General features: G+C 71.1%; 23 protein-coding genes and 1 pseudogene. 12 read left to right on the top strand and 12 right to left on the bottom strand.

All coding sequences use genetic code 11. The annotated features are described in order from the left end of the window. Positions 1 to 204: 204 nt before the first annotated feature. Positions 205 to 1,539 (top strand): 4-aminobutyrate--2-oxoglutarate transaminase, encoded by a 1,335-nt coding sequence (gabT, locus tag ACZ7L1_RS19770; RefSeq protein WP_200422656.1) that lies wholly within the window; start codon positions 205 to 207, stop codon positions 1,537 to 1,539. A 324-nt stretch (positions 1,540 to 1,863) separates the two neighbouring features. On the opposite strand, the gene ACZ7L1_RS19765 is transcribed toward gabT, so the two are convergent. Continuing rightward, positions 1,864 to 2,292 carry a DUF5959 family protein gene (locus tag ACZ7L1_RS19765; protein ID WP_471438727.1) on the bottom strand — a complete coding sequence of 143 codons (429 nt, stop codon included), beginning with the start codon at positions 2,290 to 2,292 and terminating at the stop codon, positions 1,864 to 1,866. Between the two features lie 104 nt (positions 2,293 to 2,396). On the opposite strand from ACZ7L1_RS19765, the gene ACZ7L1_RS19760 reads away from it, so the two are divergent. Further along, positions 2,397 to 3,038, top strand: a complete 642-nt coding sequence (locus ACZ7L1_RS19760; protein ID WP_471438725.1) for a phosphatase PAP2 family protein — start codon at positions 2,397 to 2,399, stop codon at positions 3,036 to 3,038. Between the two features lie 17 nt (positions 3,039 to 3,055). Here ACZ7L1_RS19760 and ACZ7L1_RS19755 read toward each other — a convergent pair whose 3' ends face one another. The 6 genes from ACZ7L1_RS19755 to ACZ7L1_RS19730 all read right to left on the bottom strand — a co-directional run bounded on the left by ACZ7L1_RS19755 (position 3,056) and on the right by ACZ7L1_RS19730 (position 10,328). Further along, positions 3,056 to 4,474 carry an NAD(P)/FAD-dependent oxidoreductase gene (locus ACZ7L1_RS19755; RefSeq protein WP_471438724.1) on the bottom strand — a complete coding sequence of 473 codons (1,419 nt, stop codon included), beginning with the start codon at positions 4,472 to 4,474 and terminating at the stop codon, positions 3,056 to 3,058. A 37-nt stretch (positions 4,475 to 4,511) separates the two neighbouring features. After that, complete coding sequence (locus ACZ7L1_RS19750) at positions 4,512 to 5,312, bottom strand: ABC transporter permease (RefSeq protein WP_471438722.1); 801 nt, start codon at positions 5,310 to 5,312, stop codon at positions 4,512 to 4,514. Positions 5,313 to 5,315: 3 nt separating this feature from the next. After that, positions 5,316 to 6,248 (bottom strand): ABC transporter permease, encoded by a 933-nt coding sequence (locus tag ACZ7L1_RS19745; RefSeq protein ID WP_471438720.1) that lies wholly within the window; start codon positions 6,246 to 6,248, stop codon positions 5,316 to 5,318. Then, on the bottom strand, positions 6,248 to 7,441 hold the full coding sequence (locus tag ACZ7L1_RS19740) for an ABC transporter ATP-binding protein (RefSeq protein WP_471438719.1): 1,194 nt from the start codon (positions 7,439 to 7,441) through the stop codon (positions 6,248 to 6,250). The genes ACZ7L1_RS19745 and ACZ7L1_RS19740 overlap by 1 nt, the downstream gene beginning before the upstream one ends. After that, complete coding sequence (locus ACZ7L1_RS19735; protein ID WP_471438717.1) at positions 7,438 to 8,685, bottom strand: polyamine ABC transporter substrate-binding protein; 1,248 nt, start codon at positions 8,683 to 8,685, stop codon at positions 7,438 to 7,440. The genes ACZ7L1_RS19740 and ACZ7L1_RS19735 overlap by 4 nt, the downstream gene beginning before the upstream one ends. 89 nt (positions 8,686 to 8,774) lie before the next feature. Then, a complete protein-coding gene (locus ACZ7L1_RS19730) occupies positions 8,775 to 10,328 on the bottom strand; it encodes a gamma-aminobutyraldehyde dehydrogenase (RefSeq protein WP_471438715.1) in 1,554 nt (517 codons plus the stop codon). A 181-nt stretch (positions 10,329 to 10,509) separates the two neighbouring features. On the opposite strand from ACZ7L1_RS19730, the gene ACZ7L1_RS19725 reads away from it, so the two are divergent. Further along, positions 10,510 to 11,139 (top strand): NADAR family protein, encoded by a 630-nt coding sequence (locus ACZ7L1_RS19725; RefSeq protein WP_471438714.1) that lies wholly within the window; start codon positions 10,510 to 10,512, stop codon positions 11,137 to 11,139. Here ACZ7L1_RS19725 and ACZ7L1_RS19720 read toward each other — a convergent pair. Then, positions 11,113 to 12,009, bottom strand: a complete 897-nt coding sequence (locus tag ACZ7L1_RS19720) for a DUF4190 domain-containing protein (protein ID WP_471438712.1) — start codon at positions 12,007 to 12,009, stop codon at positions 11,113 to 11,115. The two genes, ACZ7L1_RS19725 and ACZ7L1_RS19720, sit on opposite strands and share 27 nt — an antisense overlap. A 14-nt stretch (positions 12,010 to 12,023) precedes the next feature. On the opposite strand from ACZ7L1_RS19720, the pseudogene ACZ7L1_RS19715 reads away from it, so the two are divergent. Continuing rightward, positions 12,024 to 13,228: pseudogene (locus tag ACZ7L1_RS19715) on the top strand (adenosine deaminase). Positions 13,229 to 13,298: 70 nt separating this feature from the next. After that, the gene (locus ACZ7L1_RS19710; RefSeq protein WP_471438710.1) at positions 13,299 to 14,024 is read left to right on the top strand and encodes a glycerophosphodiester phosphodiesterase; all 726 of its coding nucleotides are present in this window, start codon (positions 13,299 to 13,301) and stop codon (positions 14,022 to 14,024) included. Here ACZ7L1_RS19710 and ACZ7L1_RS19705 read toward each other — a convergent pair. Next, entirely contained in the window at positions 14,006 to 15,661 is a 1,656-nt protein-coding gene (locus ACZ7L1_RS19705; RefSeq protein WP_471438708.1) for an RNA polymerase sigma factor, read from the bottom strand. The two genes, ACZ7L1_RS19710 and ACZ7L1_RS19705, sit on opposite strands and share 19 nt — an antisense overlap. Before the next feature lie 422 nt (positions 15,662 to 16,083). Here ACZ7L1_RS19705 and ACZ7L1_RS19700 point away from each other — a divergent pair, with 422 nt between their 5' ends. Continuing rightward, complete coding sequence (locus ACZ7L1_RS19700) at positions 16,084 to 17,238, top strand: serine hydrolase domain-containing protein (RefSeq protein ID WP_471438706.1); 1,155 nt, start codon at positions 16,084 to 16,086, stop codon at positions 17,236 to 17,238. A gap of 145 nt (positions 17,239 to 17,383) precedes the next feature. On the opposite strand, the gene ACZ7L1_RS19695 is transcribed toward ACZ7L1_RS19700, so the two are convergent. Further along, complete coding sequence (locus ACZ7L1_RS19695) at positions 17,384 to 18,823, bottom strand: gamma-aminobutyraldehyde dehydrogenase (protein ID WP_471438704.1); 1,440 nt, start codon at positions 18,821 to 18,823, stop codon at positions 17,384 to 17,386. Positions 18,824 to 18,988: 165 nt separating this feature from the next. Here ACZ7L1_RS19695 and ACZ7L1_RS19690 point away from each other — a divergent pair, with 165 nt between their 5' ends. From ACZ7L1_RS19690 to ACZ7L1_RS19665, 6 genes are all read left to right on the top strand, one after another. After that, positions 18,989 to 19,504 (top strand): Lrp/AsnC family transcriptional regulator, encoded by a 516-nt coding sequence (locus ACZ7L1_RS19690; protein WP_200422641.1) that lies wholly within the window; start codon positions 18,989 to 18,991, stop codon positions 19,502 to 19,504. Then, positions 19,489 to 20,871, top strand: coding sequence for an aspartate aminotransferase family protein (locus ACZ7L1_RS19685; protein ID WP_471438702.1), 1,383 nt, complete (start codon positions 19,489 to 19,491; stop codon positions 20,869 to 20,871). Before ACZ7L1_RS19690 ends, ACZ7L1_RS19685 begins: the two co-directional genes overlap by 16 nt. A gap of 218 nt (positions 20,872 to 21,089) precedes the next feature. Then, the gene (locus ACZ7L1_RS19680; RefSeq protein WP_471438701.1) at positions 21,090 to 21,827 is read left to right on the top strand and encodes an ABC transporter ATP-binding protein; all 738 of its coding nucleotides are present in this window, start codon (positions 21,090 to 21,092) and stop codon (positions 21,825 to 21,827) included. Continuing rightward, on the top strand, positions 21,809 to 23,023 hold the full coding sequence (locus tag ACZ7L1_RS19675) for a hypothetical protein (RefSeq protein WP_471438699.1): 1,215 nt from the start codon (positions 21,809 to 21,811) through the stop codon (positions 23,021 to 23,023). Before ACZ7L1_RS19680 ends, ACZ7L1_RS19675 begins: the two co-directional genes overlap by 19 nt. A 108-nt stretch (positions 23,024 to 23,131) precedes the next feature. Next, positions 23,132 to 23,539, top strand: coding sequence for a VOC family protein (locus ACZ7L1_RS19670; RefSeq protein ID WP_471438697.1), 408 nt, complete (start codon positions 23,132 to 23,134; stop codon positions 23,537 to 23,539). Positions 23,540 to 23,765: 226 nt separating this feature from the next. Next, positions 23,766 to 24,458, top strand: coding sequence for an LAETG motif-containing sortase-dependent surface protein (locus ACZ7L1_RS19665; protein WP_471438695.1), 693 nt, complete (start codon positions 23,766 to 23,768; stop codon positions 24,456 to 24,458). A 68-nt stretch (positions 24,459 to 24,526) separates the two neighbouring features. On the opposite strand, the gene ACZ7L1_RS19660 is transcribed toward ACZ7L1_RS19665, so the two are convergent. Next, positions 24,527 to 24,967, bottom strand: a complete 441-nt coding sequence (locus tag ACZ7L1_RS19660) for a GNAT family N-acetyltransferase (RefSeq protein WP_471438693.1) — start codon at positions 24,965 to 24,967, stop codon at positions 24,527 to 24,529. 174 nt (positions 24,968 to 25,141) lie between these two features. Next, a complete protein-coding gene (locus ACZ7L1_RS19655; protein ID WP_471438691.1) occupies positions 25,142 to 26,173 on the bottom strand; it encodes an ABC transporter ATP-binding protein in 1,032 nt (343 codons plus the stop codon). Position 26,174 lies beyond the last annotated feature (1 nt).

The following is a 26,174-nucleotide window of genomic DNA, read 5'->3' as shown; positions in this document are numbered from 1 at the left end:
CGGGTGTCCGGTGAGGCGTCCCCTTCCGTGGCGTCCACCGCTATGTCCACGGCGGACAAGCGGGCGCGCGCAAGGCGCCCACATGGAGCATGCCCACCCTCCGCGACCCGTCCTAGCCTGCGAGAAAAGAAGGCAAGCGTCCGAAAAACACCTTCGTCGACACGACCGTCGACATGCCGAACGCAAGATCATCAGGGAGCCCCCATGACCGCACTTCCGCAGGAGCGCCGCGTCGTCACCGCCATCCCCGGCCCGAAGTCGCTCGAGCTGCAGGCCCGTCGCACCGCCGCGGTCGCGCAGGGCGTGGGCTCCGTGCTGCCGGTCTTCACCACGCGCGCGGGCGGCGGGATCATCGAGGACGTCGACGGCAACCGGCTGATCGACTTCGGTTCCGGTATCGCCGTGACGTCCGTGGGCGCCTCCGCCGAGGCCGTCGTCCGCCGGGCCTCCGCGCAGCTGCAGGACTTCACGCACACCTGTTTCATGGTCACGCCGTACGAGGGCTATGTGGCCGTCGCCGAGGCGCTGGCCGAGCTGACGCCGGGTGACCACGCCAAGAAGTCGGCGCTGTTCAACTCGGGCGCCGAGGCCGTCGAGAACGCGGTCAAGATCGCCCGCGCGTACACCAAGCGCCAGGCGGTCGTCGTCTTCGACCACGGCTACCACGGCCGCACGAACCTCACGATGGCGCTGACGGCGAAGAACATGCCGTACAAGCACGGTTTCGGGCCGTTCGCGCCCGAGGTCTACCGGATGCCGATGGCGTACGCCTACCGCTGGCCGACCGGCCCGGAGAACTGCGGCCCCGAGGCCGCCGCCCAGGCCATCGACCAGATCACCAAGCAGGTCGGCGCGGACAACGTGGCCGCGATCATCATCGAGCCGGTGCTCGGTGAGGGCGGCTTCATCGAGCCGGCGAAGGGCTTCCTGCCCGCGCTGCGGAAGTTCGCCACGGACAACGGCATCGTCTTCGTCGCCGACGAGATCCAGTCGGGCTTCTGCCGCACCGGCCAGTGGTTCGCGTGCGAGGACGAGGGCATCGTCCCGGACCTGATCACCACCGCCAAGGGCATCGCGGGCGGTCTCCCGCTCGCGGCCGTCACCGGCCGCGCCGAGATCATGGACGCCGCGCACGCGGGCGGTCTGGGCGGCACCTACGGCGGCAACCCGGTCGCCTGCGCGGGCGCGCTCGGCGCGATCGAGACGATGAAGGAGCTCGACCTCAACGCCCGGGCGAAGGAGATCGAGGAGACCATGAAGGCCCGCCTGACGGCGATGGCCGAGAAGTTCGACGTGATCGGCGACGTGCGCGGCCGCGGCGCGATGATCGCGATCGAACTGGTGAAGGACCGTACGACGAAGGAGCCGAACCCGGAGGCGACCTCGGCGCTCGCCAAGGCCTGCCACCAGGAGGGCCTGCTGGTCCTGACCTGTGGCACCTACGGCAACGTGCTGCGCTTCCTGCCGCCGCTGGTGATCGGCCAGGACCTGCTGAACGAGGGGCTGGACATCATCGAGCAGGCGTTCGCGCGCATCTGACCACCAACGTCAGAGGGTGTGAAGAAGGTGTGCGAGGTGGATGGCGGGACGCGATTGCGTCTGTCGGAGCGGTTTTCCCTGCCGTAGGTTCTACCCAGATGAGAGATACACCCGCTCACAGGGGACTGTGGGCGGCACCGGGCCGGGGCCTCCCCAGCTTCGACCTGGTCGTGCCCTCGCGCACACATGGAGCCTTCGGCTCCGGATCTCCTCATGATCGGACAGCCGCACGCCCCAAACCCCCCGGGGCGGGCGGCAACCCGATCACTACGGCCGCCTCGGAACCACCCCCCCTGTTCCGGGGCGGCCGTCCCGCGTCCCGCCTCACTCGTTCAGGGGCCAGGTCTCCCAGGCGAGGTCCAGACGTCGGTACGCGTCGTCGAACCACTCGTCCTTCAGGGGGACCGTCACGGTCACCGACGTCCCGGGCGCCGAGGCGTCCTCGACGGTGACGCGGCACCGTTCGCCGTCCTCATCGCGTTCGACGAACAGCCGGGGGCCCGGTGCGCCCTCGCGCCACGCGATGTCCTGCCCGGCGTCCAGCGCGTCCAGGGCCTGCTGCCACTGCCGCAGGTCCTCGGGCAGGAGCCGGGCCGCGACACCGCCCCGTCCGAACGGCGTGTCGACCAAGAACTCCCCGGCCAGCGCACCGGTCGCGGCCGCGCCCTTCCGCGGCTCCCGACCGGTGATCCGGACCACGACGCTGCTGCCCCCGCCCTCCAGGCGAATCAGGTCGATCGGCGCATCGGCCATTCCTGCCCCTCCACGGCTCGCGTGCTGCTCACCCTAACGGCCGGCACGGGCACCGGGCGGCACCCGATCACGGCGGGCCGGCCGGCCCTGCGAAGCTGTTCGGCGTGTCGACGTCCCGAGAACCCACACCTCGGCGCAGGTGGCCGGCCTGTGTCCTGGCCACCGCCGTCCTCCTCTTCCTCCTCCTCACCTGGCAGGTCGTCGCTCAGGGGCCGCTCGCGCGGGCGGACCGGCGGCTGAGCGGGGACCTGGTCCGTCCCGACCGGGTCTCCGGGGTGCTCGCCGACCTGGGGAACATCTCCGTCGCCGTGCCGGTCCTCGCCGTGGTGCTCGTGTGCGTCGCCTGGCGTGCCCGGCGCGCCGGCAGGCGGCGGTGGTGGCTGCCGTCCGTCGCCGCGGCCGTCCTGATGGCCGTCGTCCCGGTGGTCGTCGTCCCGCTCAAGGACCTCGTCGCCCGGCCGGGCCCACCCGGGATGGGCCCGGCCACCGGCTTCTTTCCCTCCGGCCACACGGCCACCGCCGCCGTCGCCTACGGTGCGGCGGCCCTCGTCCTGTGGCCCTGGCTGCGCACGTCGTACGCCCGCCGCGGCGTGCTCCTCGCCTGCCTCGCCCTCAACCTCGGCGTGGCCTTCGGCCTGGTCCGCCACGGCTATCACTGGCCTCTGGACGTCGTGGCCGGTTGGTGCCTGTGCGCCGTGCTGCTGACCGGCCTCGCGGTCTTCCTCGGCCGGGGCCACCGGCCGTAGCGGTCGGCGGCAGGCCCTCAGCTGTCGAAGCCCAGGCCCAGTCTGTCCATGGTCCTCAGCCACAGGTTGCGCCGCCCCGCGTGCGCGTCCGCCCGCGCCAGCGACCACTTCGTCAGCGCGATGCCCGTCCAGGCGAACGGCTCCGGCGGGAACGGCAGTGGCTTCCTGCGGACCATCTGGAGTTCCGTCCGCTCCGTTCGCTCCCCCGCCAGCAGGTCCAGCATCACCTCCGCGCCGAAACGGGTCGCGCCGACGCCGAGGCCTGTGTACCCGGCCGCGTACGCCACCCTCCCCTGGTGGGCGGTGCCGAAGAACGCCGAGAAGCGCGAGCAGGTGTCGATCGCCCCGCCCCACGCGTGGGTGAAGCGGGCGCCCTCCAACTGCGGGAAGCAGGTGAAGAAGTGCCCGGCGAGCTTGGCGTACGTCTCCGGGCGGTCGTCGTACTCGGCGCGCACCCGGCCGCCGTACGGGTAGATCGCGTCGTAGCCGCCCCACAGGACACGGTTGTCGGCCGAGAGCCGGAAGTAGTGGAACTGGTTCGCCGAGTCCCCGAGGCCCTGGCGGTTCTTCCAGCCGACCGAGGCCAGCTGGTCGGCGGTGAGCGGCTCGGTCATCAGCGCGTAGTCGTAGACCGGGATCGTGTACGAGCGGACGCGCCGCACCAGGTTCGGGAAGACGTTCGTGCCGAGCGCGACGCGCCGCGCACGCACCTCGCCGTACGGGGTGCGGACGGCCATGCCGGCGCCGTACGGCCTCAGGGTGAGGGCGGGCGTGTGCTCGTGGATGCGGACGCCGAGCCGCAGGCAGGCCCGCTTGAGGCCCCAGACGAGCTTCGCCGGGTGCACCAGGGCCACGCCCCGGCGGTCGTACAGGCCCGCCAGGAAGGTAGGCGAATCGACCTGTTCCCGCACCGCGTCCGAGTCCAGGTACTCGACGCCGTCGGCGAGGCCCCGGCGTTCCATCTCCTCGTACCAGTCCTCCAGTTCCCACGCCTGGTACGTCTCCGTCGCCACGTCGATCTCGCCGGTGCGCTCGAAGTCGCAGTCCAGCGCGTGGCGGGCGACCGCCTTCTCGATCTCGTCGAGGTTGCGGGCGCCCAGTTCCCGCAGCTTGTGGATCTCCTCCGGCCAGCGGGCAAGCCCGTTGGCCAGGCCGTGGGTGAGGGAGGCGGCGCAGAACCCTCCGTTGCGGCCGGAGGCGGCCCAGCCCACCTCACGGCCCTCCACCAGCACCACGTCCCGCCCGGGGTCGCGCTCCTTGGCGATCAGCGCGGTCCACAGTCCGCTGTAGCCGCCGCCCACGACCAGCAGGTCGCAGGTGTCGGCGCCGGTGAGCGCGGGCTCGGGTCGCGGCCTTGTGGGGTCGTCCAGCCAGTACGGGACCGGCCGGGCTTCGGAGAGGGATTTCGTCCAACGGGTCATGGCGCTCGGGGCCATGATGTCAACTCCCTACGGAATTCCAAGGAACGGAGGACTACGCCTTCTGGCGCTTTCTGCGGTTGCCGACGGCCATGGACGCCAGCACGAACAGGACGGCGACGACGAACATCGTCGTGCCGATGACATTGATCTGGACGGGCGTTCCGCGCTGCGCCGAACCCCACACGAACATGGGGAAGGTGACGGTGGAGCCCGCGTTGAAATTGGTGATGATGAAATCGTCGAAGGACAGCGCGAAGGCGAGCAGCGCGCCGGCGGCGATCCCGGGGGCGGCGATGGGGAGCGTGACCCTCAGGAACGTCTGAGCCGGGCCCGCGTACAGATCCTGCGCCGCCTGTTCCAGCCTCGGGTCCATCGACATCACGCGCGCCTTGACCGCGGTGACGACGAAGCTGAGGCAGAACATGATGTGCGCGATCAGGATGGTCCAGAAGCCGAGCTGAGCGCCCATGTTGAGGAACAGGGTGAGCAGCGAGGCCGCCATGACGACCTCGGGCATCGCCATCGGCAGGAAGATCAGCGAGTTCACCGCGCCGCGCGCGCGGAAGCGGTAGCGGACCAGCGCGAAGGCGATCATTGTGCCGAGGACCGTGGCGCCGAGCGTCGCCCACACGGCGATCTGGAGGCTGACCGCCAGCGAGCCGCACATTCCGGCGACACCGCACGGATCCTTCCACGCGTCCATGGAGAACTGCTGCCACTCGTAATTGAAGCGGCCCGTCGGCTTGTTGAAGGAGAACACCGTGACGACGACGTTCGGAAGCAGGAGATATCCGAGCGTCAGCAGTCCGGCGAGGACGACGAGACGGCGCTTGAGCCAGTTGACGAAGGTCATTTTTTAAACCAGATCCTCCGTGCCGGACCTGCGGATGTAGACCGTGACCATGACGAGGATCGCGGCCATCAGGATGAACGAGAGGGCGGCGGCCTTCGGATAGTCGAGGACGGTCAGGAACTGTGTCTGGATGACGTTGCCCACCATGCGGGTGTCCGTGGAGCCGAGCAGATCGGCGTTCACGTAGTCGCCGGCCGCCGGGATGAAGGTCAGCAGGGTGCCGGAGACCACACCTGGCATCGACAGCGGGAAGGTGACCTTGCGGAAGGTGGTGAAGGGCTGGGCGTACAGGTCACCCGCCGCCTCGTGCAGGCGCGGGTCGATGCGCTCCAGCGAGGTGTACAGCGGCAGGATCATGAACGGCAGGAAGTTGTACGTCAGTCCGCACACCACCGCGAGCGGGGTGGCGAGCACGCGGTCGCCGGAGGTCCAGCCGAGCCAGTTGGTGACGTCCAGGACATGCAGGGTGTTGAGGGCGCCGACTACCGGGCCGCCGTCCGCGAGGATCGTCTTCCAGGCGAGCGTACGGATCAGGAAGCTGGTGAAGAACGGCGCGATCACCAGGATCATGATCAGGTTCCGCCAGCGGCCCGCGCGGAAGGCGATCAGGTACGCGAGCGGGTAGCCGAGGAGCAGACACAGCAGCGTCGCGGCGGCCGCGTAGAGGACCGACCGCACGAACTGGGGCCAGTACGCGGACATCGCGTCCCAGTAGGTGGCGAAGTGCCAGGTGACCTTGTAGCCCTGCTCCAGCGAACCGGTCTGCACCGACGTGGACGCCTGGTAGATCATCGGCAGGGCGAAGAAGACCAGCAGCCACAGGATGCCCGGCAGCAGCAGCCAGTACGGCGTGAGGCGGCCCCGTCTGCGCGGGGGTTTCTGCCTCTGGGGGGCGGTGGGCGCGAGGGGCGGGGGCGCCTCGGTGACGGCGGCCATCAGACGGCCACCCCCTCTTCCGGCTCCACGGTCTCGACACCGGCGTCGCCCGTTGTCCCGGCAAGCGGGGACTGAGCCGCGTCCAGGCCGAAGGTGTGGGCCGGGCTCCAGTGCAGGACGACCTCCGCGCCGGGCACCAGACGGGGGTCGCGGTCGACGTTCTGGGCGTAGACCGCGAACTCCGGACAGACCGGGCTGTCGACGACGTACTGGGTGGAGACGCCGATGAAACTCGCGTCGGCGATCCGGCCGGTGATGCGGTTGCGGCCCTCGGGGACCTCGCCCGCGTCATCGGCGTGGGTGAGGGAGATCTTCTCCGGGCGGACGCCCACCAGCACCTTTCCGCCGCTCGCCGTCGGTGCGGAGCAGCGCGCCTCGGGGAGGGTGAGCTTGCCGCCGCCCGCCTTGAGGACGATCTCCTCGCCGTTCTTGGAGTCGACCTCGGCCTCGATCAGGTTGGAGGTGCCGAGGAAGTTGGCGACGAAGGTCGTCCGCGGGTTCTCGTACAGGTCGGTGGGCGAGCCGAGTTGCTCGACCCGGCCCGCGTTCATCACGGCGACCGTGTCGGCCATCGTCATGGCCTCCTCCTGGTCGTGCGTGACATGGATGAAGGTGATGCCGACCTCGGTCTGGATCCGCTTGAGCTCCAGTTGCATCTGGCGGCGCAGCTTGAGGTCGAGGGCGCCGAGCGGCTCGTCCAGGAGGAGCACCTTGGGGTGGTTGATCAGCGCGCGGGCCACGGCGACGCGCTGCTGCTGCCCGCCGGAGAGCTGGTGCGGCTTCTTGCGCGCCTGCTCGCCGAGCTGCACCAGCTCCAGCATGTCCTCCACCTGCTTCTTCACCGACTTGATGCCGCGCCGGCGCAGGCCGAAGGCGACGTTCTCGAAGATGTCCAGGTGCGGGAAGAGGGCGTAGGACTGGAAGACCGTGTTCACCGGGCGCTTGTACGGCGGCAGGTGCGTGACGTCCTGGTCGCCGAGGCGGACGGCGCCGCTGGTGGGTTCCTCGAGGCCGGCGATCATGCGCAGGGTGGTGGTCTTGCCGCAGCCGGAGGCGCCGAGCAGGGCGAAGAAAGACCCCTGGGGAACGGTCAGGTCGAGCGGGTGCACGGCGGTGAAGGAGCCGTAGGTCTTGCCGATGCCCGTCAGGCGGACGTCGGCGCCGGTGTCTGTCGTGGTGGTCATCGTCGTCACGCCCCTGTGAGCTTCGCGAACTTCTCTTCGTAGGCCGTCTCTTCCTTCTGCGTCAGCGAACGGAAGGCGTGGGACTTGGCGGCCATGGCCTTGTCGGGAATGATCAGCGGGTTGTTCGCCGCCGACTTGTCGATCTTCGCGAGGTGGTCCTTCACGCCGTCGACGGGGGACACGTAGTTGATGTAGGCGGCGAGCGCGGCGGCCTGCTCGGGCTCGTAGTAGAAGTCGATGAGCCTCTCGGCGTTGGTCTTGTGGCGCGCCTTGTTGGGGATCAGCAGGTTGTCGGTCGACGTCATGTAGCCGCTGTCCGGGATGACGTAGTCGACGTCCGGGCTGTCCGCCTTGAGCTGGACGACGTCGCCGCCCCAGGCGACGCAGGCGGCCAGGTCGCCCTTGGTGAGGTCGGACGTGTAGTCGTTGCCGGTGAAGCGGCGGATCTGGCCCTTGTCGACGGCCTTCTGCAGGCGGGCTGTCACCGCGTCGAAGTCGTCGTCGGTGAACTTCGCGGGGTCCTTGCCCATGTCGAGCAGCGTCATGCCGATGGTGTCGCGCATCTCCGACAGGAAACCCACGCGGCCCTTGAGCTTGGGGTTGTCGAGCAGGTCGGACACCGACCTGACCTCGACGCCGTCGAGGGCCTTCTTGTTGAACGCGATGACCGTGTCGATGCCCTGCCAGGGGTAGGAGTAGGCACGGCCGGGGTCCCAGTCGGGGCTGCGGAACTGGGCCGACAGGTTGGCGAAGGCGTGCGGCAGGTTGGACGGGTCCAGTTTCTGCACCCAGCCGAGGCGGATCAGCCGGGCGGCCAGCCAGTCGGTGAGGACGATGAGATCGCGGCCGGTGTCCTGGCCGGCGGCGAGCTGCGGTTTGATCTTGCCGAAGAACTCGTTGTTGTCGTTGATGTCCTCGGTGTACTTGACCTTGATCCCGGTCCGCCGGGCGAACGTGTCGAGCGTCGGGTGGTGCTTGCCGCTGTCGTCCGCGTCGATGTACTCGGGCCAGTTGGAGAAGTCGACGACCTTCTCCTTCGCCGAGAAGTCCTGGGTGGACGTGCCGCCCTGTGTCTTGCCGGCCGGCGGGATGCCGCAGGCGCTCAGCGCCCCCAGTCCGCCCACCGCGAGCACGCCGCCCGCGGAGGCGCGCAGCAGCGAACGGCGGGTCAGGGCGGCCCGGCCGCTGCGGAAACTGCGCCGCACAGCGGCCACTTGGGCCGGGGTCAGGCGTTCGGGCTCGTACTGCTCCATGCGCGTGGTGCCCTTTCGGAGGTGGTGCCCTTTCGGGAGGGTGTGCGGCCGCGGGTCGGGCGGCCCGTCTGCCAGTGCCCCGACAGGCACTAGCGGTCCCCGAAGATCGTGCGGTGCCAGTCCTTGCGGGCCACCGCCGTGTTGTCGAACATGACGTGCTTGATCTGGGTGTATTCCTCGAAGGAGTAGGCGGACATGTCCTTGCCGAAGCCGGACGCCCTGAAGCCTCCGTGGGGCATCTCGCTGATGATCGGGATGTGGTCGTTGACCCATACGCAGCCGGACCTGATCTCGCGGGTCGCGCGGTTCGCCCGGTAGACGTCCCGGGTCCAGGCGGAGGCGGCGAGGCCGTAGGGGGTGTCGTTGGCGAGCCGGATGCCGTCGTCGTCGCTGTCGAAGGTCAGGACGACCAGGACGGGCCCGAAGATCTCGGACTGGACGATCTCACTGTCCTGGGGCGCGCCGGCGATCAGGGTGGGCCGATAGTAGGCGCCGCCCTTGAGGTCGCCCTCGGGGGCCTCCCCACCGGTCACCACGCGCGCGTAGGCACGCGCCCGGTCGACGAAGCCGGCCACGCGGTCCCGCTGGACGTGTGAGATCAGCGGACCGAGGTCGGTGCCGGGGGCGAACGGGTCGCCGAGCCGAACGGTCTCCATGAGGGCGGCGGTCCGGGCGACGAACTCCTCGTACAGGGGCCGCTGCACGTACGCGCGCGTGGCCGCCGTGCAGTCCTGGCCGGTGTTGATGAGGGCGCCCGCGACCGCGCCCTGCACAGCGGCCTCCAGGTCCGCGTCGTCGAACACGACGAAGGGGGCCTTGCCGCCGAGTTCCAGGTGGAGGCGCTTGACGGTCGTGGTGGCGATCTCGGCGACGCGCCTGCCGACCGGGGTCGAACCGGTGAAGGAGGTCATGGCCACGTCGGGGTGACCGACGAGATGCTCGCCGGCCTCCTTGCCGGTGCCGGTCACGATGTTGATGACACCGTCCGGGATGCCGGCGTACGTGGCGGCCCGTGCGAAGAGCAGGGAGGTCAGCGGGGTCAGCTCGGCCGGTTTCAGGACGATCGTGTTGCCCGCGGCGATCGCCGGGAGGATCTTCCAGGCGGCCATCTGGAGGGGGTAGTTCCAGGGCGCGATGGAGCCGATGACGCCGATGGGTTCGCGGCGGACGTAGGAGGTGTGGTCGCCGGAGTACTCACCGGCGGACTGCCCCTGGAGGTGGCGGGCGGCGCCGGCGAAGAAGGCGGTGTTGTCGATCGTGCCGGGCACGTCGAACTCCCGCGTGAGCTTGAGCGGTTTGCCGCACTGGAGCGTCTCGACGCGGGCGATGTCCTCGGCGCGGTCGGCGAGGACGGCGGCGAAACGCTGCAGTGCGTCGGAGCGTTCGCCCGGGGTCGCGGTGGACCACTCGGGGAAGGCGGCGCGGGCGGCGGCCACGGCGCGGTCGACGTCGTCGGTGCCGGCCAGTTCGTAGGTGTACACCTCGGTGCCGGTCGACGGGTCGACCACCGAGTGCGTGTGGCCCGAGGTGCCGGTGGCGGGCCGGCCGGCGATGTACTGCGCACCGTCCGCGAAACGTTCCCGTACGTCGTCCCGCGTCGTCAGGCGGGTGTCGGCGTCGCCGGCGTTGCCGGGGTTCTGCATGTCGCTCTCCTCCGCCGCCGACCCCGCGTGCGCTGCGGAGGCCGGCGTGGCTTCGGCTCGATGTGAGTGCCGATCCTGACAGAGGGAGGGAGGGCCAACAAGTGATTCCGTTGTTGCCTTTTGGTTACGCGACGAAATCTGTCGACCAGGTGTCGAGTGCGACCCGTAAAGGGAGGACGGAATGTCAGTGGCGGGTGCCAGACTCGGCGGCATGCAGAAGATCGATTCTTGGGACGCCCTGATCAGGGAGGTCCGCACGGGGGCGAGGATCAAGTACCTCCACTTCTGGGGGCACCGGCCGCGCGGGGACGGGCAGATCGGGGCGAGCTGCCTCAGCCAGTGGTGGCCGTCGCCGTTCACCGTGGACGGCGTGGAGTACGCGACGGCGGAGCACTGGATGATGGCGTCGAAGGCGCGGCTCTTCGACGACGCGGAGGCGGAGCGGAAGGTGCTTCAGTCGCCGGAGCCCGCGCTCGCGAAGAAGGCGGGGCGGCTGGTGCGCGGCTTCGACGAGGCGATATGGGAGCGCGAGCGGTTCGGCATCGTGGTCGAGGGCAGCGTCCACAAGTTCGCCGCGCACGAGGAGCTGCGGGGCTTTCTGTTGGGCACCGGGGAGTGCGTGCTCGTCGAGGCGAGCCCGCTGGACCGGGTGTGGGGCATCGGGCTCGCGGCGGACGACGAGCGGGCGGCGGATCCGGGGCGGTGGCGGGGGCCGAACCTGCTGGGGTTCGCGCTGATGAAGGCGCGGGGGCGGTTGGCCGCAGGTCAGGGGGCCTGCGGTGGATCAGCCGGCGGCGCCCGTCACCAGTGAGGTCGAGTAGCCGTCGTCGGTGCCCGTCCACGGGGCGTCGCCGCTGTCGTCCGGGATGGCGAGGAGGACGATGAGCAGGACGGTGCTCAGGACGAAGCCGACCGCTCCGCAGATCAGGCCGGCCAGGGCCATGCCCCCGTTCGTCGCCTCGCCCCGGTGCACCTTGCGGCGGGCGACGATGCCGAAGATCACGGCGAGCACGCCGCCGATCATGGCCACCGGCCAGAGGCAGAACAGGACGAGGGAGATGACGCCGAGCACGAGCGAGGCGATCCCCATGCCGTTGCTCGGCGGGAGGGGCATACCGGGCCAGCCGTGGCCGGCGCCCTGGGAGTCGTAGGACGCACCGTACCCGGGATGTCCGGGGTACTGGGGATAGCCGTACGGCACCTGCCCCGGCCCCTCGGGCCCGATGGGGGGCGGCGGCACGGCCCCGCCCTGGACGGCGGGCGAAGGAGCGAAGGGGGTGCGGGGGGCTGCGATGCCGGGGCCCGGAGCGGCGTACGGGGTGGCCCTGACGGGGCCCGGAGCGGCGTACGGGCCGGCCCAGGGCCCCTGGGGCGGGGTGCTCGGCAGGGCGGGACCCTGGGGCGGAACGGCCGTGGGCCGGTCGTGCACGGAGGGGCTGCCGCCGCCGGAGGCCACGGTGCCCTGGGGGTCGGCGGGGGGCGCCCACGGGTCGGCGGCGGGCTTGTCGAGCCGCACTCCGGAGGGCCGGTCGGCGGGAGCACCCGGTATCGGGCCGTCCCCACCGTCCGGGGCGCCCGGCGCACGTCCGCCCGCCGCCCCGTCCGCCCCGTGGCCCGGGAAGGCCCACCCGTCCGGAGCCGCGTCCTGAGGTGTTCCCGGGCGCTGGGCGTCGTCGGACATGCGTGGGTCCCCCTCTGTCGAATGTTCCGTCATGCTACGGCCGCGTCTCCCCGACGCGGCCCGCGCCCTACGATGATCCCGCACGTCACCGATCAGCCGATCACCCGCGTCCCGCCCGAGCGCTGGCCCGGCGCCGGGACGCCGTTCCCGGGGAGGAACCTTGACCGACCACCGCGACGCTCCCGCCGCGCGCGACCTGCACGCCTTCATCGCCGGGCTGCCCAAGGCCGAACTGCACGTGCACCACGTCGGCTCCGCCTCCCCCCGCATCGTCTCGGAACTGGCCGCCCGCCACCCCGACTCCAAGGTGCCCACCGACCCCGAGGCCCTGGCGGACTACTTCACGTTCACGGACTTCGCCCACTTCATCGAGGTGTACCTGTCGGTCGTCGACCTGATCCGGACCCCCGAGGACGTCCGCCTGCTGACGTACGAGGTCGCCCGTGACATGGCCCGCCAGCAGGTCCGCTACGCGGAGCTCACCATCACCCCGTACTCGTCCACCCGCCGCGGTATCGACGAGCGCGCGTTCATGGACGCCATCGAGGACGCCCGCAAGGCCGCGGAGGCCGAGTTCGGGACCATGCTGCGCTGGTGCTTCGACATCCCGGGCGAGGCGGGGCTCGTCTCGGCCGAGGAGACGGTCCGGCTCGCCACCGACGACCGGCTGCGTCCCGAGGGGCTCGTCTCCTTCGGGCTCGGCGGTCCCGAGGTCGGCGTACCGCGGCCGCAGTTCAAGCCCTACTTCGACCGGGCCATAGCGGCGGGCCTGCGCTCCGTTCCGCACGCGGGCGAGACGACCGGGCCCGAGACGGTCTGGGACGCGCTGAACGAGCTGCGCGCAGAGCGCATCGGGCACGGCACCAGTTCCGCCCGCGACCCGAAGCTGCTGGCCCATCTCGCCGAGCACCGCATCCCGCTGGAGGTGTGCCCGACCTCCAACATCGCCACGCGCGCGGTCCGTTCGCTCGACGAGCACCCCATCAAGGAGTTCGTGCGCGCCGGGGTCCTCGTCACCGTCAACTCCGACGACCCGCCGATGTTCGGCACCGACCTCAACAGCGAGTACGCGGTCGCCGCGCGCCTCCTGGACCTCGACGAGCGGGGTCTGGCCGCGCTCGCCGGGAACGCGGTCGAGGCGTCGTTCCTCGACGACGCCGCCAAGGCGGCGCTGTCGGCCGAGATCGACGCGTACACCACGGCCTGGCTCGCCCCCTGACGGCCCGCCCGTCGCCCGGCCACCACCCCGGCGGGCCGTTGCGCGGCGCCGCACCGTCACAATGAGCCCCATGCGTACCGTGACCGCCGTGGCCCATCGCGGCGACCCCTACCGCCACCGTGAGAACACGATCGACTCGCTGCGTTCCGCGCTCCGCCGTGGCGCGGACGCGGTGGAGATCGACGTACGGCTCACCCGGGACGGTGTGCCCGTGCTGCTGCACGACGGAACGCTGAAGCGTCTGTGGGAGCAGGACCGCCCGCTCGCGGCGCTCTCCTCGGACGAGGTGCGGGGCCTGACAGCGGGCGGCGTGCCGACGCTGACGGACGCGCTTGCGGCGACCGACGGCAGCCGGGTGATGATCGACCTGCCGGGCGGCCCCTCCTCCCGTGCCGTACGCCGGATCGTCGGCATCGTCCGGGACTGCGGGGCCGCCGAGCGCGTGTACTACTGCGCGGGCGCCGAGACCATGCTGGCGGTGCGTGCCGCCGACCCCGCGGCGGAGATCGCCCTGACCTGGACGACCCTCGCGCCGCCGCGGCCCGCGCTGCTCGACGCGGTGCGCCCGCGCTGGCTCAACTACCGCTTCGGCCTGGTCGACCAGGACCTGGCGGCCCGCGTGCACCGGGGCGGCCATCTGCTGTCCGTGTGGACGCCGGACACCCGCCGTTCCATGCGGCGCCTGCTCGAGGCAGGCGTGGACTCCATCACCACCAACCGCATCGACGCGCTGCATGCGCTGCGCCGGCCGGCTAGGCCTGATCCAAACGAGAGGCCCTACACGCGCGAGCGCTGAGGGACGGTGGCCGGGTCGGCCGGGGAGCGGGTGGCGTACTGGGGCACCGGTGCGGTGTCCTTGCCGTTGTCGCGGACCAGTCCGTAGCGGATCGCGCCCTGGGCGGGACCGGTCATGACGTCCTTGTGGGCCTCGTCCCAGCTGGACGGGAAGACGATCAGGCCGTAGTCGCAGCCCCGTTCGTTCTGGGTGAGGGTGACGGAACCGTCCAGGTAGAAGTACTCGTTCTGCCACATCTGCTGGGTGCCGGCCGGCAGGACGGCGTACCCGATGGCCGGTCCGCCCATCCCGGTGGCGTATCCGCCGGGGCTGCCCGGCAGGGGGTCGTCCATGCGGCGGCCACCGCCCGACGCGACGTGGAACAGCTTGCCCTCGAGACCGGTCCAGGTCGGCATGACGAGGGCGCCCGGCCGGTTCTTCGGCGAGATCTGCCAGCGCACGAGGACGTATCCCCGGCCCTTGAGCGTGACGCTTTCCCCGCGGTGCTGCAGGACGGCCTTCGGGCCGCCGCTGCTGGTGATCCCGGACTCGGGGCGGTGCGGCAGCGCCCCGGGCGGGGTGTTCACGGGGGGCGCGCTGTCGACGGAGTCGACGACCGTGCCGTACAGCTCCGCCGTAGTGGTAGTGGAGGGTGAGGGGCTCGCCGTCGAAGGGGAGGGCAGCAGGCGCGGCGGGGTGTGCGCGCGCGGGCGGGCCGTGCTCGCCGCCGTGGGCGTGATCTCCCGGGCGGGGGGTGCCTGTGGCGTTCGGGTCACGACGTACGCGCCGCCCGCGACGATCGTCGCGCCCGCCGTGACGACGACGGCGGGCTTGGTGAGCGCGCCGAGCACCTTGGCGGACCAGCCGACGGAGACGGCCGCCGCGGACGTCTTGCCGCCCAGCGCCAGCGACAGGGCGAAACCGGCCGGGACGGGGACGAGCGCGATCCCGGCGAGCAGCCGTTCGGCGGGCACGACCGCCTTCTCGGCCCCGGCGCAGACCGGGCAGTCGCGGATGTGCCGGGCCAGTCGCTTGCGCCACAGGGAGCCGGGCCGGCCGTCCCACCGGGCGGTGACGGCGGCCAGCTCGGGGCAGGGTTCCTCCAGCGCCCGTACGATGCCGCGCGCCACCTCAAGGCGCTCCTTCATCCGCTGCACCCGGACGGCGGCGTGCTGGCGGCTGATGCCGACGGCGGCGGCCAGCTCCCGGCGGGTGAGTTCGCCCGCGACCTCCAGCCACCACAGCGACAGCAGCTGCCGGTCCTCGTCGTCGAGCCAGCGCACCGCCTCCGCGACCTCGCGCCGCTGGCCCTCCAGCTGCAGCCGCAGCACGGTGAGTTCGGCGAAGTCGGCGGCCCGGTCCCCCGCGTCCCCGGCCAGCGGCTCGGGCGTCCGGCGGCGCGCCCGGTCCCGTATCTGCCGCATGGCGATGGCCACCAGCCAGGAGCGGAAACTGTCCGGATCGCGCAGGGCGCCGAGGTTGCCGACGGCGCGCAGCATCGTCTCCTGCACGACGTCGTCGACGTCGGCATGGCCGTTGAGCGCGCGGCCGACGATGTTGTAGACGAGCGGCAGCCAGCCCGCGACCAGCTCGTCCAGCGCACGCCGGTCACCGGCCTGCGCCGCCGCGATGGTGGAACGCCACTGCCGGGTGTCCACGTGCGTCCTCTCCCTGGTCGTCGCACCGCCCTGCGGACATACAGTCTCAGCCACGGCCCAAATCCACGGGGCGGACGGTCCACGACGGCTCACGGCGGAACGCCGTATATCCGTCGAAACCGGGATGGATCACCGGTCGCGGCCGGCGGTCGGGGCGGGCGCGGTCGCCGTGCCCGTGCCTCACGCGGTTCGCTCCTGTGCGTCGGGATCTGGGGGCGCTGAGGGAGACGGAGCGGCGGGGGCCGCGATAACAGTTTTTCGGGTGCGACACGGACCACCCGCTCCCGTGCCGGGCCGGCGCCGTCCCCTAGGGGCGACCCTCGGTCCCATGCCCGGGGCCGCACCCTCCTTCGAGACGATCCCCCACCGCAGGAACGGTCCGCAGGATGATCACCGACATCGCCTCGATCAGGGAGCATCCCATGCAGTTACGTCCGACCGCCGTCGCCCTCGCCACCGCCCTCACCCTGAGCCTGACCGCCCTCCCCCTGGCGGGAGTCGCCTCCGCGCACTCCGCGGCCCCGTCGACCGCGGCACGGACGACTCCGCCGTCCGCGACCGGGGGACCCGACACCGAGGCCCTGCGCGCCGCGATCGCCGGGCTGCCCGACCACGACGCCACCGCCGCGCTCATCCGCGTGGGTGGCCAGGGCAGTTGGCGCGGCGTCGCAGGGGTGCGCGACGTCCGGACGGGGGCGCCGGCGTTGGAGGACGCCCGCTTCCGGGCCGGTTCGGTGACCAAGGTGGTGACCGCGGCGATCGTGCTGCAGCTCGCCGCCGAGGGGCGGATCAGCCTGGACGGCACCGTGCAGCAGTATCTGCCCGGGCTGCTGACCAAGGACTTCGAGCCCGTCACCGTACGGCAGTTGCTCAACTACACGAGCGGACTGCAGCCGGGAGCGTCCCTCGGGGAGACGGTCGAGGAGGGATACGCGCACCGCTTCGAGACGCTGACGCCACGTCAGGTGGTCGCGGCCTCGGTCGCCAAGGGCCCGGAGTCCGCGCCCGGCACGCAGCAGGACTACGCCAACATCCACTACACCGTCCTCGGCATGCTGATCGAGAAGATCACCGGCGACTCGTACGCGCACCAGGCGGCCGTGCGGATCTTCCGGCCGCTCGGCATGCGGGACACCTCGTTCCCGAAGGGGTCCGATCCGCGCGTCCACGGTCCGCACAACCGCGGATACGACTGGATCGACGGCAGGCTGGTCGACGTGACCGACTGGAACATGTCCGACCGGTGGGCGGCCGGCGACATGATCTCGACGACCGCCGACCTGGAACGGCTGCTGGTGGCGCTGTTCCGCGGCCGGGTCGTGCCCGAGCCGCAGCTGAAGGAGATGTTCACACTGCCCGACGTGCCCGGGGCGCGGTACGGGGCGGCGCTGGAGCGGTTCGAGCTGAACGGCAGGGTCATCTGGGGCAAGACGGGCTCCCGCCCCGGCTACGCCACGGTGATCGCCGCCACCCGCGATCTGTCCCGGACCCTCGTCTACTCCGTCGACGCCACCGATGCCAAGGGCGACGGCGCGGCTGTCGCGCAGCGGTTCGGGTTCCCCGCGTTCAACCGCTGACGTTCGGCTCGGGCCGGGATGTCGGGCGACGGACCGCCGCCCACTGCGCGCGCCCCGGGCACACCACGGCCCCGGGCGGAACGACTCCCGCCCGGGGCCGCGTTGCTCGCGCCGGCCCCGAGGGCCACGCGTCGAGCGACGTCGACTACGCGTCGAGCGACGTCATCACGTGCTTGATGCGCGTGTAGTCGTCGAAGCCGTACGCCGACAGGTCCTTGCCGTAGCCGGACTTCTTGAAGCCGCCGTGCGGCATCTCCGCGACCAGCGGGATGTGCGTGTTGATCCACACACAGCCGAAGTCGAGGGCCTTGGACATGCGCATCGCGCGGGCGTGGTCCTTGGTCCACACCGAGGAGGCGAGGGCGTAGTCGACGCCGTTCGCGTACTGGACGGCCTGCTCCTCGTCGGAGAACGACTGCACGGTGATGACCGGGCCGAAGACCTCGTTCTGGATGATCTCGTCGTCCTGCTTGAGGCCCGAGACGACGGTCGGGGCGTAGAAGTAGCCCTTCTCGCCGACCGGGTGGCCGCCGGCCTCGACCTTGGCGTGGGCGGGCAGTCGCTCGATGAAGCCGGTGACCTGCTTGAGCTGGTTCGGGTTGTTCAGCGGGCCGTAGAGCACGTCCTCGTCGTCCGGCTGCCCCGTCTTCGTCTCGGAGGCGGCCTTGGCGAGCGCGGCCACGAACTCGTCGTGGATCGACTCGTGGACGAGGACACGGGTGGCGGCCGTGCAGTCCTGGCCGGCGTTGAAGAAGCCCGCCACCGAGATGTCCTCGACGGCCTTGGCGATGTCGGTGTCCTCGAAGACGACGACCGGTGCCTTGCCGCCCAGCTCCAGGTGGACGCGCTTGAGGTCCTTGGAGGCGGACTCGGCGACGGACATGCCGGCGCGGACGGAGCCGGTGATGGAGGCCATCGCCGGGGTCGGGTGCTCCACCATCATGCGGCCGGTCTCGCGGTCGCCGCAGATGACGTTGAAGACGCCCTTGGGCAGGATCGAGCCGATGATGTCGGCGATGAGGACCGTGGACGCCGGGGTGGTGTCCGACGGCTTCAGCACGACGGTGTTGCCCGCCGCGATCGCCGGGGCGAACTTCCACACGGCCATCATCATCGGGTAGTTCCACGGCGCGACCTGCGCACAGACGCCGACCGGCTCGCGGCGGATGATCGAGGTCATCCCCTCCATGTACTCGCCGGCCGAGCGGCCCTCGAGCATCCGGGCCGCGCCCGCGAAGAAGCGGATCTGGTCGATCATCGGCGGGATCTCCTCCGACCGGGTCAGCCCGATCGGCTTGCCCGTGTTCTCGACCTCGGCCGCGATCAGTTCCTCAGCGCGCTCCTCGAACGCGTCAGCGATCTTCAGCAGGGCCTTCTGCCGCTCGGCGGGCGTGGTGTCGCGCCAGCCGGGGAAGGCCGCCGCGGCGGCCGCCATCGCGGCGTCGACGTCCGCCTGCCCGGACAGCGGGGCGGTCGCGTACGCCTCACCGGTCGCGGGGTTGACCACCTGAGTGGTCCGTCCGTCGGCGGCGTCACGGTATTCGCCGTCGATGTAGTTGCGCAGACGACGCAGCTCGGTGCTCACTGCGGGCCCTCCAAGTTCGGGTGTCCAATCGCTGAGACACCCACCCTAGTCCGTAGGCCGACGTTTTCAACACCCTTCATTGCGCCAGTACTGCGAAATCCGCAGACTGGGATCACAGAAACAACGAATTTCATCGATCACGCCTTGCGGAACTGTCGATACGTCGTGCACAGTGAGGTCGTGGCCAGTCGAAGCGCAGACCAGAGGGACTCCCGCGAGTCCAAGAACGGCACACCCCAACTGGACGCCGTCTCCCTCGCCATCGTCGAACAGCTCCAGGAGGACGGCCGGCGGCCGTACGCCGCGATCGGCAAGGCCGTCGGCCTGTCGGAGGCGGCGGTACGCCAGCGCGTCCAGAAGCTGCTCGACCAGGGCGTGATGCAGATCGTCGCCGTCACGGACCCGCTCACCGTGGGCTTCCGCCGGCAGGCGATGGTCGGGGTGAACGTCGAGGGCGACGTGGAGTCCGCGGCCGACGCGCTGGCCGCGATGGACGAATGCGAGTACGTCGTGATGACCGCGGGCTCCTTCGACCTCCTGGTGGAGATCGTCTGTGAGGACGACGACCACCTGCTGGAAGTCATCAACAAACGCATCCGGGCCGTCCCCGGAGTGCGCTCCACCGAGAGCTTCGTCTACCTCAAGCTGAAGAAGCAGACCTACATGTGGGGAACCCGATAGCCGTGAGTACCAAGGACCTCAGCAAGACCGCGTACGACCACCTGTGGATGCACTTCACCCGCATGTCCTCGTACGAGAACGCTCCCGTCCCCACCATCGTCCGGGGCGAGGGCACCTATATCTACGACGACAAGGGCAAGCGCTACCTCGACGGTCTCGCCGGTCTCTTCGTGGTCCAGGCGGGCCACGGCCGCACGGAGCTGGCGGAGACGGCGTTCAAGCAGGCCCAGGAACTGGCGTTCTTCCCGGTGTGGTCCTACGCCCACCCCAAGGCCGTCGAGCTCGCGGAGCGGCTCGCCGACCACGCCCCGGGCGACCTGAACAAGGTCTTCTTCACCACGGGCGGCGGCGAGGCGGTGGAGACCGCCTGGAAGCTCGCCAAGCAGTACTTCAAGCTGGTCGGCAAGCCCACCAAGCACAAGGTCATATCCCGCGCGGTCGCCTACCACGGCACCCCGCAGGGCGCCCTGTCCATCACCGGCCTGCCGGCCCTGAAGGCCCCCTTCGAGCCCCTGGTGCCGGGCGCGCACAAGGTCCCCAACACCAACATCTACCGGGCCCCGATCTTCGGCGACGACCCGGAGGCATTCGGCCGCTGGGCCGCCGACCAGATCGAGCAGCAGATCCTCTTCGAGGGCCCGGACACGGTCGCCGCGGTCTTCCTGGAGCCGGTGCAGAACGCCGGCGGTTGCTTCCCGCCGCCGCCCGGCTACTTCCAGCGGGTGCGCGAGATCTGCGACCAGTACGACGTACTGCTGGTCTCGGACGAGGTCATCTGCGCCTTCGGCCGCCTCGGCACGATGTTCGCGTGCGACAAGTTCGGCTACGTCCCGGACATGATCACCTGTGCCAAGGGCATGACCTCGGGCTACTCCCCGATCGGCGCGTGCATCGTCTCCGACCGCCTCGCCGAGCCCTTCTACAAGGGCGACAACACCTTCCTGCACGGCTACACCTTCGGCGGCCACCCGGTCTCCGCAGCGGTGGGCCTGGCCAACCTCGACCTGTTCGAGCGCGAGGGCCTGAACCAGCACGTGCTGGACAACGAGGCCGCGTTCCTGTCCACGCTGCAGAAGCTGCACGACCTGCCGATCGTCGGCGACGTCCGCGGCAACGGCTTCTTCTACGGCATCGAGCTCGTCAAGGACAAGGCGACCAAGGAGTCCTTCGACGAGGAGGAGACCGAGCGCGTCCTGTACGGCTTCCTGTCCAAGGCGCTGTTCGACAACGGCCTGTACTGCCGCGCCGACGACCGCGGCGACCCGGTCGTCCAGCTCGCCCCGCCGCTGATCTCGAACCAGGAGACCTTCGACGAGATCGAGCAGATCCTGCGCGCCAGCCTCACGGAGGCTTGGACCAAGCTGTGACCCGTCGATGTGGGGTTCGTCCTCCCGGATGATCGGCAACGGCCCCTGGCCACCCGTTCGAGTGAGAAACGGGGGTCCGGGGCCGTTCGCTGTCCGGGCTCACGGGTGCCGCCTGCTTAGCGTGCGAGGTGACCGATCGCCCTTGCCATCGTTCGCCCGAACGGGTCCCCCGGACGGGGATCGGCACGGGAAAACGGATCAGAACCGAGGTGTACGCGATGGTGGCCCCGCCGGACAACGACGTGCTCTGGGCACGCGCCCTGCACTTCCAGCACAACGGCTCACCCGCACTGCGCGGGGTCTCCCTGGGGGTGCGCGAGGGTGAGATCCTGGCCGTCACCGGCCCGCGCGGCAGCGGCAAGACGACCCTGCTGCAGTGTCTGGCGGGGCTGCTCCCCGCCCAGCGGGGCGAGGTCTGGTTCAACAGCATGCCCGTGCACACCATGGGCCCGCTCACCCGCGAGAGGCTGCGGCGCGACCGGTTCGGCTGGATCGACCCGGCGCCGATGCTGGTCCCCGAGCTGAACGCCTGGGAGAACGCGGCGCTGCCGCTCCTGCTGCGCGGCACGAGCCGCCGCCGCGCCAAGACCGCGGCGCTGGAGTGGCTGGAGCGCCTCGACGTCGGCGACAGCGCCCGCAAGCGCCCTCATGAGCTGACCCAGGCTCAGCGGCAGCGGATCGCCGTCGCCCGGGCGCTCGCCACCTGTCCGACCGTACTCTTCGCGGACGAGCCCACCGCCTCCCTGCACCGCGCCGACGGCGCCCAGGTGCTGCGCACGCTCACCACGGCGGCCCGCTCGCACGGCATCACCGTCGTCATCGCCACCCACCCGGCTCAGGCCGCGGGCCTCGCCGACCGGACGGTGTCGCTGCTGGACGGGCGGCACGTGAACACCGTCCATCTGCCGCCGGTGTCCGAGACGGAAGGCCGTCAGACGTGCTCGCTCTCCGCCTAGCCCGCGGGGCGCGCCCCCTGGTCCAGCTCCGCCGGCTCCTGGTCGTCGCGGCCTCGGCGGGCACGGGCTTCCTGCTGCTGTTCACTCTGGGGTACGCGCTGGGGCACCCGGAGGCGGCGGAGGGCTCGACGCTGCGGCTGGCCTGGTGCCTCGCGCCGATCGCGGCCACCGTGTACCTCGCGGTCGCCGTCGCCCGCACCGACCCGGGCACCCGTCCACGGTCGGGTCTGGCCGCGATCGGCCTCGGCCCGGCCCGGCTGATGGCCCTTTCGGCGGCCACCACGGCCTTCACGACCTCGCTCGGCTCGCTGCTGGCACTGCTGGGCTTCCTGCATCTGCGCGGCGACCCGACGGGGATGCCGTTCGACGGCGCGGCGGCGGACCTCCTCGCCGCCGACCAGCCCCTGCCCGTGCCCGCGGCGCTCACGCTGCTGGCGCTGGTGCCGTTCACGGCGTCCGTGGCGACCGCGGTGGCGCTGCGCCCGCGCGGCGAACGGCCGGCGCGCGGCGGCGACGCCGACCCCGACGCCGACGACTCCCCCGAGGCGCCGGCCGAGGATCCGGCACCGGAGCCTCCCACCGCCCTCCAGCCCGCCCCCGACGGTCTGCCCTGGGGTGTGGCCGCGCTCGCCGCGGGCTTCGCCATCGAGGCACACGCGAGCCGGCCGGGCCCGGCGCCGAGTGCCCCGCTGCCCGGCGGACTCACGGGCGGGCCCGTGGCGGTGCTCGCGGGCTGGGCGCTGACCGCGCTGGGGCTCGCGCTGGCCGGGCCCGCGCTGACGCATCTGTGCGGGTGGCTGCTGCAGGCGGTGCGCCCGGGTGCCGTGCGGCTGCTGGCCGGGCGCGGTCTGCAGGAGGAGGCACGGCGGATCGGCCGGCCGCTCGGGGTGCTGTGCGCGGTGGCGTCGGGCTTCTACGCCATGGCGGCGCTGTACGCCGACACGCGTCCGTCCCCGGGACCGCTGACGACGCTGGGCGCGGTGGTGGTGGGGGGCTGCGCGGTCGCGGCCCTGGCGACCGCCGCGGTCGAGGCGAGGCAGGCGCGTACCGACACGGTCGCCGCGCTGGTGCGGCTCGGCGCCCCGGCCACCGTGCTGCGTACCGCGGCACTGCTGCGCGCGGGCGCTCTGGCGGTGGTGTTCACACCGCTGACGTGGGTCGTGGCGGAGCTGGCGGCGATGCCGCTGACGGGCTGAGAAGATCCCGGAAGGTTTTTCGCGACCGGCGATGAGTTTGGCATCGGCGCGCGGTCCATCTCTGCGTACGGCTCATCCGCCACGTTGAAGTTGAAAGAGAGACCGCCCATGTACCAGCAGATGATCTTCGTGAACCTGCCCGTCGCCGACGTCGAGACGTCGAAGAAGTTCTTCACGGAGCTGGGCTACACGATCAACCCGCAGTTCACGACGGACGACTGCGCCTGCGTCGTGATCAGTGACACCATCATCGCGATGCTGCTGAGCCACCAGCACTACGCCAACTTCACAAAGAAGGAGATCGCGGACGCCACCAGGACCAGCGAGGTGCTGCTGTGCCTGAGCGCCGAAAGCCGCGAGAAGGTCGACGAGTTGGTCGACCGGGCGGTCTCCGCGGGCGGCACGGTGTCCGGCGAGACGCAGGACTACGGCCACATGTACGGCCGTGCCTTCGACGACCCGGACGGCCACACCTGGGAGGTCATGTGGATGGATCCGGCGGCAGTGCAGGGCTGAGCACGCGCAGGTGAACGGGGGCGCTCCGGCGGGGGGTTGGGAACGATTCTGCGGATCTCAAACGCATGGGCGGTTAATGAGCAGGCAAAGACGGCCGTCATGCCGGACATCGGCGTTGACAGCACTTAGCTGACGCTTATAAACCTGTGAGCCTCTCGGGGATGTTGTGATCGCAGCGCAGCATCCCCTGAACCCCCCGCAGTTGCGCATCCCGTGAAGGGCAATCGTGTCCATATCCTCCCGCACCGCTCGAACGGTGCGCATCCTCGGCGTCGCCTCGGCCTCCGCCGCGCTCGCGCTCGGCGTCGCCGGCAACGCGCTCGCCTGCAACATCCGTGACTTCTCGGCCGTCGCCTCCTGCGACAACGGGAAGGGCATCATCACCGTCACCGACAAGGACGCCTCGGGCAAGGAGGCGACCGTCAGCGTCTACCTGGAAGAGAACGGCGCGGACGCGAAGAAGGTCGGTGAGAAGACGGTCACCGGCACCAAGGACGGCGCGATCGTCACGTTCTCCGAGGACTGGGCCGCCGGCGCCCAGTACCGGGTCCACATCAACGCCAACGGCGGCCAGGTCAACGAGGACCTCTCTCTCCTGACCACCTCGTCCAAGGCCTGCGCGACGTCGCAGACCACCCCGCCGGCCTCCGAGACCCCGAAGCCGTCGGACACGCCGGCTCCGGCCCCGTCCTCCTCCGCATCGCCGTCGGCCACGCCGTCGCAGGCGCAGAGCACGGCCCCCGCCACGGCCGGGGACAACTCCCCCTCACCCGCGGCGGGCAGCTCCAACCTCGCCGAGACCGGAGCCGGCTCCAACACGCCCATGATCGCCGGTATCGCCGGCGGCCTGGTGGTCATCGGTGGCGGTGCGGTGTTCTTCGGCATGCGCCGCCGCGGCAGCGCGTCGAAGAGCAACTGACGCCTCGGCACCCGTACGAATCGACGGCCCGCCCCTTCGCCGGGGCGGGCCGTTGTGCGTGCCGCACATCAGGCCGGCTTGCGAACCATGAATACGTCCACCGAGTCCTCGGTCTCCGCGGTGAATCCGTGCCGCTCGTAGAGCCGTCGGGCGGGACTGCCCTGCAGCACGTTCAACCGGACGAGGACACCGCGGCGGTCACACCGCCCCAGCAGCTCGCGCAGCACGCCCGAACCGATACCGCTGCCCTGAAGCTGCGGGGCCAGGTAGAAGTGCTCCAGCCAGTGGGCGTCCTCGGCCGGTCGCAGCGCCACGCAGCCGACGAACGCACCGCCCGCCTCGATCACCCATGTATGGGCCGGGTCGAATCCGTCCCGCAGCCGCTGCCGCACCCGCCGCTCGTCGTACCGCCCGAGCCGTTCCAGATCCGCCCGCAGCACCACGGCACGCAACTCGGCCACTGCCTCGACGTCCGACACCGACGCCGGGCGAATATCCCAGTCCGCCATGATCGCCACCCTAGTGCTGTGGCCGGAAAGGTCTGCCGGAAAGCTCGCGGCGTCCGGTGCGGTGCATCGCACGGCGGAGCGTCGCCCGCGTACCGGATGTACTCGGGCGATGCGACAACGCGGCGAGGTGCCGTGCCGGGCGTCGCGAGCCGGTGAGCCTTTCCGGCCACAGCACTAGGTGCCGGATGCCCCGCCGAGCACCATGATTTCCGCTGCGTCGAACACGACCCCGACCTCGTCCCCGGGCTCCGGGGCCGACCGCAGCGGGCAGGCCGCCTCCAGCGCGGGTGCCCCCTCCGGTTGCAGGCGCACGGCGACGTGGGTGCCGCGGAAGGTGCGGGCGGTCACGGTGCAGCTCAGGCCCTCGGTGGCCGCCGTCAACCCGACGCCCGCGGGTCGGACCAGCAGTGTGCCGGGCCCCTGCGGAGAGCCTTCCGGGACCGGGAGCTTGCCCCACGGAGTGTCCGCGGCCTCGCCGGCGACGGTCGCCTCCACCACGTTGTCGAAGCCGAGGAAGCGCGCCACGAACTCGTTCGCGGGCCGCTGCCACACCTCAAGCGGCGTACCCGACTGGGCGATCCGTCCGTCGCGCATCACCACGACCCGGTCGGCGAGAGCGAAGGCCTCGCCCTGGTCGTGGGTGACGGCGAGCACGGTCGTGCCCAAGCGGCCGAACAGATCGCGCAGTTCGACGACGAGCCGCTCGCGCAGCGACCGGTCGAGCTGGCCCAGCGGCTCGTCCAGCATCAGCAGCCGTGGCCTGGGCGCGAGGGCGCGGGCGAGCGCGACCCGCTGTTGTTCGCCGCCGGAGAGCTCCGACACCGCCCTGCGCGCGGCCCCCGGAAGTCCGACCAGGTCGAGCAACTCCGCGACCCGTGCCTCCCGTTCGACGCGCGGGGCTTTGTGCATGCGCAGCCCGAAGGCGACGTTCCCGCCGACGTCCCGCTGCGGGAACAGCTGATGATCCTGGAACATCAGGCCCACCCCGCGCCGGTGCGCGGGCACCCCTTCCAGGTCACGGTCGTCGAGGAACAGCCGCCCCGCGTCGAGGGGTTGCAGCCCGGCCACCGTTCGCAGCAGCGTCGACTTACCGCTGCCGCTCGGCCCGAGCACGCACACGATCTCCTGCTCGGCGACCTCGAGGTCCACTCGGTCGAGCGCGGCGCGCCCGTCGAAGCGCACGGTCGCGCCCTGCAGCGTGAGCATC

Source organism: Streptomyces sp. NPDC107546, assembly GCF_055639175.1.
Note: the sequence above shows the minus strand (reverse complement) of the source record. Positions and strands in the feature narration are given on the sequence as shown.